General features: G+C 52.2%; 16 protein-coding genes and 1 pseudogene. 5 read left to right on the forward strand and 12 right to left on the reverse strand.

The window, feature by feature from the left end; translation table 11 throughout:
- The first annotated feature begins 68 nt into the window (after positions 1 to 68).
- Entirely contained in the window at positions 69 to 1,019 is a 951-nt protein-coding gene (rlmF, locus tag ACQE2I_RS10245) for a 23S rRNA (adenine(1618)-N(6))-methyltransferase RlmF (RefSeq protein ID WP_427028012.1), read from the forward strand.
- A 101-nt stretch (positions 1,020 to 1,120) separates the two neighbouring features.
- Here rlmF and ACQE2I_RS10250 read toward each other — a convergent pair whose 3' ends face one another.
- From ACQE2I_RS10250 to ACQE2I_RS10280, 7 genes and pseudogenes are all read right to left on the reverse strand, one after another.
- Complete coding sequence (locus ACQE2I_RS10250) at positions 1,121 to 1,534, reverse strand: group II truncated hemoglobin (protein WP_427028013.1); 414 nt, start codon at positions 1,532 to 1,534, stop codon at positions 1,121 to 1,123.
- 132 nt (positions 1,535 to 1,666) lie between these two features.
- Positions 1,667 to 1,960: a HigA family addiction module antitoxin gene (locus ACQE2I_RS10255; protein WP_427028014.1), complete on the reverse strand. Its 294-nt coding sequence runs from the start codon at positions 1,958 to 1,960 to the stop codon at positions 1,667 to 1,669.
- Positions 1,961 to 2,046: 86 nt separating this feature from the next.
- Entirely contained in the window at positions 2,047 to 2,238 is a 192-nt protein-coding gene (locus tag ACQE2I_RS10260; RefSeq protein ID WP_427028015.1) for a type II toxin-antitoxin system RelE/ParE family toxin, read from the reverse strand.
- Between the two features lie 86 nt (positions 2,239 to 2,324).
- Positions 2,325 to 3,910 (reverse strand): annotated as a pseudogene (gene tnpC / locus ACQE2I_RS10265) (IS66 family transposase).
- A 45-nt stretch (positions 3,911 to 3,955) separates the two neighbouring features.
- Positions 3,956 to 4,312: an IS66 family insertion sequence element accessory protein TnpB gene (gene tnpB, locus ACQE2I_RS10270; protein WP_427028016.1), complete on the reverse strand. Its 357-nt coding sequence runs from the start codon at positions 4,310 to 4,312 to the stop codon at positions 3,956 to 3,958.
- On the reverse strand, positions 4,309 to 4,521 hold the full coding sequence (locus ACQE2I_RS10275; protein WP_138801450.1) for a hypothetical protein: 213 nt from the start codon (positions 4,519 to 4,521) through the stop codon (positions 4,309 to 4,311). The genes tnpB and ACQE2I_RS10275 overlap by 4 nt, the downstream gene beginning before the upstream one ends.
- A 76-nt stretch (positions 4,522 to 4,597) precedes the next feature.
- Positions 4,598 to 4,801, reverse strand: a complete 204-nt coding sequence (locus tag ACQE2I_RS10280) for a type II toxin-antitoxin system RelE/ParE family toxin (RefSeq protein ID WP_427028017.1) — start codon at positions 4,799 to 4,801, stop codon at positions 4,598 to 4,600.
- 138 nt (positions 4,802 to 4,939) lie between these two features.
- Here ACQE2I_RS10280 and ACQE2I_RS10285 point away from each other — a divergent pair.
- A protein-coding gene (locus ACQE2I_RS10285; protein ID WP_427028018.1) for an IS3 family transposase occupies positions 4,940 to 6,510 on the forward strand; the annotation gives its coding sequence in 2 pieces (ribosomal slippage) (positions 4,940 to 5,393 and positions 5,393 to 6,510; 1,572 coding nt in all).
- A 30-nt stretch (positions 6,511 to 6,540) separates the two neighbouring features.
- On the opposite strand, the gene ACQE2I_RS10290 is transcribed toward ACQE2I_RS10285, so the two are convergent.
- From ACQE2I_RS10290 to ACQE2I_RS10305, 4 genes are all read right to left on the reverse strand, one after another.
- Positions 6,541 to 6,732: a type II toxin-antitoxin system Phd/YefM family antitoxin gene (locus tag ACQE2I_RS10290; RefSeq protein ID WP_427028019.1), complete on the reverse strand. Its 192-nt coding sequence runs from the start codon at positions 6,730 to 6,732 to the stop codon at positions 6,541 to 6,543.
- A gap of 140 nt (positions 6,733 to 6,872) precedes the next feature.
- Positions 6,873 to 7,322 (reverse strand): hypothetical protein, encoded by a 450-nt coding sequence (locus ACQE2I_RS10295; protein ID WP_427028020.1) that lies wholly within the window; start codon positions 7,320 to 7,322, stop codon positions 6,873 to 6,875.
- Positions 7,323 to 7,396: 74 nt separating this feature from the next.
- Positions 7,397 to 7,921 (reverse strand): ankyrin repeat domain-containing protein, encoded by a 525-nt coding sequence (locus ACQE2I_RS10300; RefSeq protein ID WP_427028021.1) that lies wholly within the window; start codon positions 7,919 to 7,921, stop codon positions 7,397 to 7,399.
- Positions 7,922 to 8,251: 330 nt separating this feature from the next.
- Positions 8,252 to 9,214, reverse strand: coding sequence for an IS1595 family transposase (locus ACQE2I_RS10305; RefSeq protein ID WP_427028022.1), 963 nt, complete (start codon positions 9,212 to 9,214; stop codon positions 8,252 to 8,254).
- A 115-nt stretch (positions 9,215 to 9,329) separates the two neighbouring features.
- On the opposite strand from ACQE2I_RS10305, the gene ACQE2I_RS10310 reads away from it, so the two are divergent.
- Positions 9,330 to 9,611, forward strand: a complete 282-nt coding sequence (locus ACQE2I_RS10310; protein ID WP_427028023.1) for a phage integrase N-terminal SAM-like domain-containing protein — start codon at positions 9,330 to 9,332, stop codon at positions 9,609 to 9,611.
- 2 nt (positions 9,612 to 9,613) lie between these two features.
- Here ACQE2I_RS10310 and ACQE2I_RS10315 read toward each other — a convergent pair whose 3' ends face one another.
- Positions 9,614 to 10,606: an IS30 family transposase gene (locus ACQE2I_RS10315; protein WP_193054299.1), complete on the reverse strand. Its 993-nt coding sequence runs from the start codon at positions 10,604 to 10,606 to the stop codon at positions 9,614 to 9,616.
- Between the two features lie 91 nt (positions 10,607 to 10,697).
- Between ACQE2I_RS10315 and ACQE2I_RS10320 the strand changes: the two genes are divergently transcribed.
- Both ACQE2I_RS10320 and ACQE2I_RS10325 read left to right on the forward strand, forming a co-directional pair.
- Positions 10,698 to 11,396 (forward strand): integron integrase, encoded by a 699-nt coding sequence (locus ACQE2I_RS10320; protein ID WP_427028024.1) that lies wholly within the window; start codon positions 10,698 to 10,700, stop codon positions 11,394 to 11,396.
- 430 nt (positions 11,397 to 11,826) lie between these two features.
- Positions 11,827 to 13,140, forward strand: a complete 1,314-nt coding sequence (locus tag ACQE2I_RS10325; protein WP_427028025.1) for a hypothetical protein — start codon at positions 11,827 to 11,829, stop codon at positions 13,138 to 13,140.
- Positions 13,141 to 13,144: the final 4 nt, after the last annotated feature.

The raw sequence follows: 13,144 nt of genomic DNA on the forward strand, positions 1-13,144 counted from the left end.
AACCATTAAGGCTATAATCACAGGCTAAGCCAAACCCACTCGACTATTGAACACCCAGCCTTAGGCCTATGACTGTGAACCCCCTCCATCGAAGTGAAGAAAGCCAAGCCAGGCCTGTTCGCAAAGGCCTGCACCCGAAGAATCTACACAACCAAGGCTATGACTTCCCCACGCTCGTAAAAAGCCACCCAGCACTAGCCCCCCATGTGAAACCCAATGCTCATGGCGAACTTTCCATCGACTTCGCAGACCCATTGGCAGTAAAAACGCTCAACGCCGCGTTATTAAACCGATACTACAACATTGCCGATTGGGATATTCCAGAAGGCGCGCTTTGCCCTCCCATCCCAGGCAGAGCCGACTATATCCATTACATGGCGGATTTATTGGAGTGTGGGCTTGGGCGTAAACAGTCCAGCATCAAGCTGCTTGATATAGGGACTGGCGCCAATGGAATCTACCCGCTACTGGCCTGCCAAATTTACGGCTGGCAGTGTGTCGGTAGTGACATTAACCCCCAGTCGCTTGAGAACGTAGCTACGATTATCACCCACAACCCCACGCTCAAAGATCGCTTCACGCTGCGCACGCAGCACGATAAAAAGCATATTTTTGAAGGGGTCATTCAAACGGGGGAGTTCTTTGACGTCAGCGTATGCAACCCCCCCTTCCATGCCTCGCTCGATGAAGCACTGAAAGGTAGCCAGCTTAAACTCAATAACCTTGCGCGCAGTCGCGGTGAGCCAAAAGCAAAAAACCAATCCCCCACGCTGAACTTCGGCGGGCTTGGCGCAGAGCTTTGGTGTAAGGGGGGCGAGCAGCTGTTTCTGAAGAAGCTCATAAGAGAAAGCCAAGCGTATGCAACTCAATGCCGCTGGTTTAGCAGCCTGGTTTCAAAAAGCGACAATGTTAAGCCTGCAAAGAAGCTGATTGGTAAGCTCGGTGCAGTTGATATACGGGAAATAGAGATGAAGCAGGGAAATAAGATCACAAGGGTATTGGCCTGGACATTCATATGAGGTATTCCCGAGGTGGAGCATGATGATGTCAGCACTCTTTTCTACAGGCTCAACGCCACGCTTTGCGGCTGTATTGTAGCGCGAGTGGCAAGCACGCCTGGTTAGGTGTCACACGCGCGCCTGATTCTTTCTGCTGGTACACGCAATTGATCGATTAGATATGATTTGAATGATTCTTCATAAGGCTGCTGAGCTACCGCCTTTTGCATGCAAATAATCCAAGCGTCGCGTTCTTCATAGCCTATAGGTAAGTTCTTATGAGCCAACGGAATATTGATGCCACCAAAATTTTCAGAATACAATTTTGGGCCTCCTAACCAACCCGATAAGAAAAAGGCCAACTTTTTTCTTGATAAAGCCAAATTAGAAGGATGCATGCGCAGAATTTTTCTAGCCTCAGGGAGGCTCTCCATATGGTCGTAAAATGCATCAACAAGTTTAATCAGACCAGGCAATTCACCCGCTGCTTTATATGAGCAATCGTCGACGCCGTATTTGACAACTTCAGGATTCATGGAAAACTCCAATGGCACCTAACGCCCGCCATCATCAGTGACAAAGCCGCAGCGCAGCGGTGGGGTTGGCACCCAGTGCATGTTTGGTTATACAGCATGCGGAGCGCAGGCGCGTCCGACAACAGCCATTGGCTAAGCTGCTTCAAAGTCGAGGGGATGGATTCCATCCAGGTTGATCGTGTTGCGGGCCACCCAAAGGTCGTATATATCCTGCATCGCCAACCAGCTCTCAGGAGTACGCCCGAGAACCTTGGATAGCCGAAGAGACATTTCTGGGCTAATACCACTGCCCCCTTTGAGAAGCCGAGACAACGTGGAGGGCGAGCCCCCCAGACTGGACGCAAGCTGGCGGGAACTGATATCGAAAGGCTCCAGATACACTTCCCGAATGAATTCACCAGGGTGCGGCGGATTATGCATAGTCATTAGTGATAATCCTCATAATCAAGAATGTAGGCGTTGCCGTCCTGAAATCCGAACGTCATGCGCCAATTTCCGTTAACCCAAATCGATCACCGCCGGTTGTCTCCACCCATCAATGAATGAAGTCGAAAACCAAGGATGTCCATGTCATCCACCGAAGTGGCGGTATTCAGAGCGGCCAGCTGCATGCGCAGTTTCTTGGCGTGATCTGGCTGTATGCCAGACATGCTACCGGTCGAGTAGAACCGCTTCAGTCCTTTGTGACGGAATGATTTAATCATGAGAGGATCATAGCGCGTTGCGCATCACGCAACGACCAAGGTTAACGCCGTAAGCGCTCCACTAACCCCATCTATGCAGGCTTCGCTTAGACCGGTAAGGTCTCTTTCCACTGCCAGGGCAGCAGCGTATGGAGCTCATCAGCGTCGAGGGTGGGCAGGGTCGCGAAGACGTACTGCAAGTAGTCGTAGGGCGAAAGGCCATTGGCTTTGGCGGTTTCGATCAGGCTGTAGATCGCCGCGCTGGCGTGAGCACCGCTCGGGGTGTGGCTGAACAGCCAGTTTTTACGCCCCACCACGAACGGGCGGATAGCGTTCTCCGCCAGATTATTGTCTAGCGGGATCAGGCCATCGTCCAGGAACCGGGTCAGCCGAGGCCACTGGTTATCCAGGTAGTGCAGGGCTTTACCCAGCGCACTTTTGGGCAGCACCTGGGCCAGTGACTTGTCGAGCCAGGTGCGCAGTTGGTCGATTAACGGGCGACTCTTCTGTACACGCAGCGCGTGACGCGCCTCGGGCTCAAGGGCCTTCGCCTGTTTTTCCACGCCGTATAGCTTACGGATCTGGCTCAGCGCCCAGTCCGCTTTGCCGGTTTTGCCTTTGGGCTGCACCTTCTGGGCCTCGACGAACTTGCGCCGGGCATGCGCCCAACAGCCCGCATGGGTGATCCCATTACGGCGCACGATCTCGGCGTAGCCTTCATAGCCATCAGTGATTAAGCGACCCGCATAGTCGCCCAGCAGGTCAACGGGCACCCGTCCGGCGCGGCTGGCCGCGTAGTCGAACAAGACCACCTGCTGGCCCGGCGGGCCACCCCGCTGCACCCACATATACGAGGTGGCACTGGCGGCACGATCCGCTTCTTGATTGACCTGGAGCGTCGTCTCATCCATGTGGATCAGCGGGGCGTTTAAGAGGTGCTGGCGTAGCGTGTCGATCAGCGGGATGATCCGTTCCCCCGCCTGCACCATCCAGCGTGCCAGGGTATTGCGGGGGATCTCGGCGCCATGGCGGGCAAAGATCTGGCTCTGCCGATAAAGCGGTAGCGCGTCCTGGTATTTAGCCGTCGCGATATAGGCGAGCAGCGTGGCGCTGGCATTGCTCTTGGGCAACAGCTTGGCCGGCGCTGGGGCGGTGTTGACGCCCTCTTCGCACAGCGGGCAGGCATATTTGTGTCGCACATGGCGATCACCTCGATCCGGGCAGGCACCACATGCAACTCCTCACTGACCTCTTCACCGATCACCTTTAGCGCGGTGCCATCATCGTGGCAGTGGCGAGCATCGTCGGGCAGTTCATGGATGACGTCGACGCGCGGCAGCACCGGCGGTAGCGCCACACGCCCGCCGCGTGTGCGACGCTTGGCAGGCGTGGCGGTGTCGATCGTCGCGTCATCAGCAGTAGCGTCGCTCTCCGATGCGTCTTCCTCGTCCACCGCCACTTCCGCTTCATTGATCAGAAGCTCCCGCTGGTCGACACGGTATTTCTCAGTGGAAGGGCCGAACTGACGCTCCAGGGCAAGCCGGAACTGTTCAAACAACGACTGCTTGGTGGCCTCCCACTGTGCTTCCTTTTCCTCCATCAACGCCAACAGCCGCGCATTTTCAGCGTCAGCAGCGGCCAGCTTGCGCTCAAGCTGGGTAACGGTCGGTGAGGAGGAAGCGGCGTTTTTCATATCGCATAGTTTACCAAAAACGCCCCTAAAATAGGAGAGCTACGGCTAGCCAACTCGCTGAAAATTCAACGCTTTGTGAGGCTGCATAGCCTTCAGGTTATAGCCATCCAGCAACCAGTTAAGTTCTTGACCCGTTAGCGTCACGGTCTCGTCCTTCAGGTGGGTGGGCCATTTAAACCGCTCACGCTCCAAGCGCTTGTACCACACCACAAAGCCGTTACGTTCCCAGAACAGCAGCTTCACTTTATCGCGCTGGCGATTACCGAACACGAACAGCGCTTGATCAAACGGGTTCAAGGCCATGGCTTCCTGAACCAGTAATGCTAATCCATCAATTTGCTTGCGCATATCGACGGGTTCTCGGCACAGGTACACCCTCAAATCAGTGCTTGGGCGTATCATGCGACGACCTCCACCGCGACAAACCGCGCGGGACGACAACGCGGTGGCACGGGGAAGCCTTGCACGATTAACCGATTTTCCCACGCCATCAGGTCGGCTAACGTCACGGCTTGCGCTTCAGCATACGCGCTTAACGGCATCTGCAACGCGGCGGCATAAGACAGGTGCCCTAACCAAAATGCTTGAGTGGAATTGAGGTCGCGACTCATGATGATCTCCAATGCTAAAGAGACCACCAGTGTGATCAGTCAACAATAAGGTGAGTAGATGGGGTTTATGGCGCGCTTACGGAACCACTACCTCCCTGTATACCGAATCAGGGAGCTCTGGAGGAATCCGCCCGGATTGGGGAAAATTTTCCAAACGCTCGATCTTATCGAAAACTTCCTGGACCAGATGACTTGCGGCAACAGGATTATCCAGAGCAATGTACTCAGCGATGGCATCCAGTTCCTGAATGGCGGGCTCCGTCCAGATTACTTCAGCCATTTACTCATTTTCTCCCTGGCCTCACTCTGGCTGTAAGTTCTTCCCTCAAGTACAGCACGCTCTCCCCCTCTGTCAGCCTTGTTGTCCGGTTGGTGATATCGCCTAAATCTAATCCAGAGGGAGCGGCATGGAGTCCTTGTGCCACGTTATTCTGCAGAGCGTAAAGCAGCCGTCCTGAAGAAGTTGTTACCACCCCATAATCACAGTGTGGCATCGGTAGCAACAGAGGAAGGCATCTCTGACGCGACGCTGTATAGTTGGCTAAAACAGTGTCGAGTAAAAGGAGTGCCTGTGCCGGGTTACACCCAAGGCGACAGCGAATGGTCGCCCGACGCCAAGCTCGCCGTGGTCATCGAAACCGCCACCCTGTCAGAGGCGGAGCTTGGCGCTTACTGCCGCGAAAAAGGCCTTTATCCCGAGCAAATTCAACAGTGGAAAGCGGCTTGCCTCGAAGGCGCTGGTCGGCAAGAAGATCAGGAAAAAGCGGCGCAAAAGCAACGTAAAGAAGACCGTAAGACCATCAAGCAACTCAAAGCGGAAGTGCGACGCAAAGACAAGGTAGTGGCAGAGACGACGTCGTTACTGGTGCTCTCAAAAAAGCTCGACGCCTTGTACAGCGAAGATCCCGACAGCGGCGAGGACGACTAACGCCGCTCGACGAACGTGCAAGGCTTATCGCGCTATTTGACGAAGCGGTTATGGGGGGCGCTTCCCGCTATCAAGCAGCCGATATTATCGATGTAAGCGAGCGCACACTAAAGCGTTGGCGATCTGAGTGTGGCACTGTTGTTGAGGATCAGCGTCCACAGGCGGCACAAGGGAGGCAGCCGCATCAGCTGACGCATGAGGAAAAGCAGACCATTTTGAACACGTGTCATCGTCCCGAGTATCAGAGCTTGCCGCCGTCTCAAATCGTGCCCTTACTGGCAGACAACGGCGTCTATCTGGCCTCCGAATCGTCGTTTTATCGGGTTTTGAAAAAGCATCACCAGCAGCACCCTCGTGGCCGTATGAAACCACGCCGTCCAGTGCCCGCGCCGACCAGTTTTACGGCAACAGGGCCAAACCAGGTCTGGAGTTGGGACATTAGCTTCTGCGCCTCCGTTGTGCGAGGCCAGCACTGGTATCTCTACCTGATCATGGATATCTACAGCCGCAAAATCATCGCCTGGGAAGTTCACGACACCGAATCGGGCGAGCTGGCTAAACAATTACTGGAACGCGCTTTGCTGCGAGAAGGTTGCTGGCATCAACCACCGGTACTGCACTCAGATAACGGGGCGCCGATGACGTCCTATACGCTCAAAGCGAGGTTAACCGAACTGGGGATGTTGATGTCTTACAGTCGCCCGAGAGTAAGCAACGACAACCCTTACTCGGAAGCGCTGTTCCGTACCGTCAAATACTGCCCAGCATGGCCCACCAAGGGCTTTACATCGCTGAGCGCGGTACGAGAATGGATGTTGGTGTTCGAGCGGGCTTACAACGAACAGCACCTTCACAGTGGCATCCAATATGTCACGCCAGCTGACCGGCATCGTGGCGTTGATCGAAAACGCCTTGAACGTCGTAAAGCGGTTTATGAAAGCGCTAAGCGTCGCTATCCGAAACGCTGGTCGGGCAGCACCCGAAACTGGGAGGTCACTGGTTCAGTGTCGCTTAACCCAGGGAAAGTGCAGGAAATCGAGCGTAATAAAAAGGCTGCTTAAGTGCAGCCATTTGGACAACTGGGTTGAAAATCACCGCTCTCCCCGTGAGAGTCCCTCAAGCAGCTCAAGTCGGCGCTGCATGAACTCGTAATCCTGCACATCAACAAGGTATGCGGATGGCTGACCATGCTCCGTGATCAGTACCGGCTCTTTAGACAAGTGCAGATCTGCCAAAATCTTTGTGGCTTGGCGCTTGAGGTTCGTAACAAGCTCAACTTTCATGGGCTCACCCCGAATCAGACTAATAGTGACACTATAGTATCACTTTTCAGGTGGAGCAATCACAGCTAACGCCCCCAAGCAGGGGTATATTTTGCGTTTTGAGCGAAGCGAAGCAAAATATATCCCTCTGCCTTGGCTTGTTATACATTCTTCAATTTGGCAGTAATTACGACGCCATCAGTCACACTGTAGCCATAGCCGTAACCCCAACCTGCCCCCCAAGTAGTGCCATTTTGACCAAAAGAACCGTGCTTGTTTTGACCCTCCCACTTTTGCCAGTGGTAACGACCGTCAATGACATCTGAAATGTGGACAACTTCATAGCCATCATTGGCTAGGGCATTACAAGCATCCATTATTTTTTTGGAAAAACCCTCTATGTCGATGAAAGTGTCAGACCGTTCTCCAGTGGAGACGAATTCGTCATACTGTTCATAGATAGGCTCTTCTACTTCGTAAGTCTCTTTTTTAAGAATTCCTTTTGTCTTCGTGACGGTACGCGTTCCAACTTGCCGTTGCTTGGTGACCTTTTTCTTAATATCTCCCATATCAGCTCGAACGGATACAGTTTTGTATACTTCTTTCGGCACAATGCCTCCTTTTTATGTATAACGCCTAGCTCACCGGAAAAATGCGAGCGCAGCGAGTAGTTTTTCCGGTGCAGCTATTTGTTAGGCTTGGTTTTAGCACTTTGCTCAGCCATGAGTTTACGATTCTTTGCCATAATTTCTACCATGTCATTTGGGCTGCGATCACTATTGTTTTTATGATCTGCATCGGCTCCAGCAGCGAGCAACAACTTTGGAATAGTATTATCCCCTCTTGCATTCATTGTTGCGGTCCACAAAGGACCATTGCCATATGAATCTGTTAAATTTAGGTTTGCCTCACTGTCAATTAGAATTTCAATGGCTTCTATATGTTTATTTTGTGAAGCTGCATGCAAAGCACACCAGCCATTTCTATCTTGTATGTTAATATTCGCTTTATGTTCGATTAGCCATTTAAGCATTTCGATATTGCCCGAAAATGCTGCATAAATTAGTGGAGTCCTTCCCTCGCCGTCAGTTAAATCAACACTGGAACTAGCAATAAGGTTTTTTGCTTCGTCGTTTCTAGATTCATCAATGGCAAATGATATGTCATCTGCGATTGGATCGTATTTTCTTGGTCGTCCACCTTTGGCCACTTACTATCTCCTTTTTAAAGCCTAACAGTTTATTAGTGCGCATGCGCGCTTTTCTGGAAGGCCCAACCCTGCCAAAAACTACCAACCAATTGATAGCATTGGTAAATCACCAATCCCCATACAAAAGCTCGCTAGAAAAATGCGCATGCGGGTAATCATTCTAAGTCATCTTTACAAATTGCACATAAACATACAATTGAATTTATCAACTAATTGTTATTTAAAGGCTTTATTAAGACACAGCTGCAAATTTGAGCACTTACCCCGCCAGCGATATGGAAAAACGCGCATTGAAGATTAAGAATACTTGATTATACTGACTTTATATGGCTATGTTGGCATCTGCTGTTGGTCAGCGCCTATCGCCGCACGAAGCCACGCTTCCTCGGCTGGCCTTGTGGTTTCAAATAACCGTCGCCATGCCAAGTAATTAGGTAAGTACGCTGTCCCCACCCCATGAAAGCGCCCCATCCACCCCTTCAAGCGGCTCATATAGCTGTTCACGTTCTGAATGTGGTATTCCTTGCCGATCACTCGCTGATTATCGAATACGATGAGTCGATGATGGGCAATGCCGTAGTCGCGAGAGAAGGTTTTATACCAGCTGTGTCCGTCAGAGCATAAAATCGAGTCGCGATCGATGATCGGCGCCAGAAACTCATGAACAGTCGATTTTTGGAGCGCCGGATCAACCAAATCACTGACCTTTCCATTACGGTCTCGCGCAATAAGCACCTGAATTTTTTGTTCTTTTTTCTTAACATTGCCTTGTCCCCCACGCTTGCGAGGTTTGCGGTGAGTAATCTGACGCTTTCCTTTGCAGGACTCCAGGAAGAAGGTTTCGTCTACCTCAATGATGCCGGATAGTGGGTTGGCATTGTCTTGAGCACTCGTTTTCAGGAAACGATGACGCCATCGGAAAGCCGTCTTCAAATCAATACCCACTCGGGCCGCTGAGGCGCGCAACGTCAAGCTGTCTCGCATGCAGCGCAGGTAGTCGAACCATTTATCTCGATGTTGCAGCTTGGCTAAGGGCTTGCCTGTAAGGGCGTTGAATGTTTTGTGACACTCGGGATTCCGGCATCGATACCGCTGTAGGCCACCGCTGCGTCCCCACTTAACAGCGTGCTCGCCGCCACAATGTGGGCATGGAAAGTGATGGCTTAAGGTATCAATCAGAGTGTCTGCCTGTGAGCTGATTTGCCCAAGAAGTCGTTCCGCTATGTATTTCTTGCGCTCAACAGGAAGGCTGGAAAGTGTCCTCTCAAGGATTTTGAAGTCTGCTTGCTTCATGGCGCTCTCCACACGAAGGCTACACATACAGTATTTTATACAGTATATTTAAAGCACATCAACAGAAGATGACAACATAGCCCTTTATATACAGTAACTGAGAGAATTTCCCCAAATGGCCAGTAGCCCTTTCCTAAATGAAGTTCGCACGTCTATTCGCGTCCGTGGGATGAGCATTCGGACTGAGAAAACATACATTTACTGGATACGCTTTTTCATTCGATACAACCATTGCCGTCATCCAACTGAAATGGGGGCAGCCGAAGTTGTGGACTTCCTCGGTCACCTAGCCACTGAACGCAATGTCGCTGTCAACACCCAACGTATAGCATTGAACGCGCTGGCATATTTGTATAACCAATTCCTGAAACAGCCATTGGGTGATCTTGAATCCTGAATTCAACTAATAAGTGCAGCACCTGCGGTTTCTAGTGCTCCTGAATATTCTCCTAAAAACACCTGGGCTGGGGTTCGATATCCCAGCCGCTTTCTGGGTCTATCGTTCAGCTTGTGAACAACGCGTCGCAGCTCTGCATTAGTCACCTTCCGGAAGTCTGTACCTTTCGGAAAATACTGCCTGATCAGGCCGTTGGTGTTCTCGTTTGTCCCACGCTGGCCTGAACAGTAAGGATCACAGAAATACACGGAGGCGCTAACCGCTTTTGCGACCGTCTCGTGGTCTGCAAACTCCGAGCCATTGTCTAGCGTGATCGTCTTCACCGCGCCCCGACGAGGCTTAAGTAAACGGACCATGGCTCTCTGCGTTAGTTCTGCCGTTACCTTTGGCAGACGTGCCGCCAACAAGTAGCCACTTCGTCGCTCTACCAACGTCACTATCCCCGCTTGCTTGTGCCCATAAAGCACCGTGTCGCCTTCCCAGTGACCGATGGTGAGGCGTTTTTCGATAGCAGGTGGCCGATGCTCTATCCCCACACGCTTAGGAATCTTGCCTAGTCCTGCACTTTTGGCATGGGCACGATGTTTACTGCGACGCTTGGGCTGGCGGAGGTGTCGCCACAAATCGCCACCCTTGGCCTTATCGTCCCAGATCAGCGAATAGACCCATTGATGACTAACTCCTATCCCCGTCAACGGCGCCATAAAACCGCTAATCTGCTCTGGACTCCACTCTTCTCTAAGCCTGTCAGCTACGGCATTGATCAGGCTAGGGAGTTGCTTTGTCCACTTCCAGGCGGAGCGGCGTCTCTGATCGCTGTAACGCTGCGCTTGTGCGGGTTCATATCCCTTGGCACCCGAATTACGTCTCAGCTCACGGCTCACGGTACTGCTGTGAATGCCAAGCTGTTGAGCAATCTGACGTTGGCTCAATCCTACATCCCTATGGGCAAAAATTTGATATCGTTGTGCCTGGGTCAGTTGTCGGTATCCCATACTCTGCTTCACTTTGGTCGGTAAGGCGGAGAGGGTACCGCTGCTGGCCCTCCTGCCTCTACCGTATGATCCAAAGTGCTGCAGTTATTCTATGAATTCAGGATTCAAGTATGCCTCCAAGCCACAACGGTTGCCTGAAGTGCTCATGGCGGCTGAAGTCGCTAGTATCCTCAAGGAGATGAGCGGTAGAGATAAACTAATTTTTTCTCTTCTGTACGGCTCTGGCCTTCGAATTACTGAGTGTCTGCGCTTAAGGGTAAAAGACATTGATTACTCCCGTGGATCAATAACGGTGAGAGATGGTAAGGGGGCAAAAGACAGAGTGACCATCTTTAGTCCGTCCCTTTACGAAAGCACGCGCGATATCATCAGCAATGCGTTAGCACTACAAGAACGAGACAATCAGGACAGCATTGGTCCTTCTATTCCGGGTGTTTTGGCAAAAAAATACCCTTCTGCTTACCGGCAGCCTGCGTGGATGTATTTGTTTCCATCTAGCAGCATTTCTCGCCATCCCATTACTGGCGTGTTGTGTCGCCACCATTTGCATGATTCTGTACCCAGGAAGGCGTTAAAAAAAGCCGTGGCGGCTGCAAAATTGACTAATAAGCGGATCTCTTGCCATACATTTCGTCATAGCTTTGCTACCGAGCTGCTGAGAAACGGTAGGGATATTCGAACGGTTCAAGAGTTACTTGGGCATTCTGATGTATCTACCACACAGATTTATACCCATGTGCTCGGCCAACATTTTGCGGGCTTAACAAGCCCTCTGGATGCTATAACTTAGTTACTAAGCATTTACTTAACCACGCTACCGCCACGGCGCACCTGGGTTACGTTAAAACGCTCCGCTTGCGACCGTCTCTGTTTGTTTTTCTACCCGGCATACTGACTTAAGCCACCAGACCGCTCTCTTAAATTGCTCACGCTAGTTTATTAACCTTACTTTATTCACAAGTTCGCCTTAGGTCACGTGGCCTTGCAAAATTTTTTATCTTGGGCTCAACAGTCAGTTTGGTTGCCTTGGTCTGGCATCGCTGCGCGATGCTCTCGCGGGTGCCTCGCTTCGCTCGTTACCACGCGCTACGAAATGTGGCTATGCAAGTAGTGGTGCCAATTCTCCTCGTGCGTACAAATCCTCGTGCTTCATCACTCGTTGCCGCTGGCCTTCTTTTGCAAATCCGATTAGCCTGCTAATTCACTATTAAGGGTTTGGCATGCAAGAGACAACTTCTCGGCAGCGCTTGGCGGGCGTGCTGATTTTGCTTGGTTTGATCGCACAAATTATTGGCTTCACTGGCTGGTTGAGCACCGCGCATGCGGTGAGCTATTTGCTGTGGGCGGCGGTTGTGTTGCTGTGGCGGGATATTCCTCGGCGTTCGCGTATTCAGGCGGGCGTACTGATTGCGCTGGGCGTGGGCATGCTGCTGGCGGCACGGTTTATGTATGGCGCCGAGGTGGATTGGCCCGCTATGTTGCAGGGCAATTCGTTTGTGGCGGCAATGCTGGTGGGCGTTAGCTTTATTTCGCTGATTGGTAAGCAAGGTACTAAGGGCGCGTCGGGTAAGCGTGTTACCGGAGCCAGCGGCGTGATGAGTACCTGGTTGGGGGTCCACTTCCTGGGCACGATTTTAAATCTCTCTACCGTGTTTATGGTGGGCGATAAGCTGGCCCGGCGCGGGCCGCTAACCACACCGCAACTGTTGGCGCTTAACCGGGGGCTTTCAAGCGCGGCGCTGTGGTCGCCGTTTTTTGCCTCTATGGGCGTGGTGATCGCGCTGGTACCTGAGGTTAAGTACGCACAGATTGCCGTGGTGGGCTTTCCCATCGCGATGCTGTCGGGGTTGTTAACCACTTTAGAGCTACGGCGGCGGTTTGATCTTTCTGAGGTGGATGGCTACTCACTGGCGCCGCTCAGCCTGTTAATGCCGGTGGGCATGGCCTTACTGGTGATGCTTTTTCACTTCGTGCTTACCCCTGCCCTGACCATTGTCAGCATTATTACCTTTCTGCTGCCGAGCGTGGCGGTTCTGAGCAACCTGCGTCATGGGCCTAAATTCACCCTTCAGCGTATTCACCAGCACTCCACCAACCGGCTACCCGCCATGCGTGGGGAGATTTCGCTATTTTTGGCAGCAGGCTTATTAACCATTGGCCTTTCCACACTGGTCACCGCGGCGGCAGGCAGCGATTGGACGCTGTTCACTCGCTTTGGCACACCGCAGGCAATGATCAGCTTCGCGGCGATAACCCTGAGTGCGCTGGTCGGCCTGCATCCGATTATTGGTGTCTCGGTATTAGCGTCGATACTCAACTTGCAGAGCGGTGAACAAACACTGTTTGCGTTTGTGGCGTTAACGTCGTGGGCGGTGGGCACCAGCGTTGGGCCGCTTTCGGGGATCAATCTTTCGCTGCAGGGGCGTTACGGGGTGAGCGGTTACCGGATGATGAAAAATAACCTGCTCTACGCGGCGATAATGAGCCTGCTTTCGCTAGGGGCGATCGCAGGCGTCAGTTATTTGGCAGGTTAGCTGG

The sequence above is a fragment of the Halomonas sp. H2 genome (assembly GCF_050215315.1).
Classification (GTDB): Bacteria; Pseudomonadota; Gammaproteobacteria; order Pseudomonadales; family Halomonadaceae; genus Vreelandella.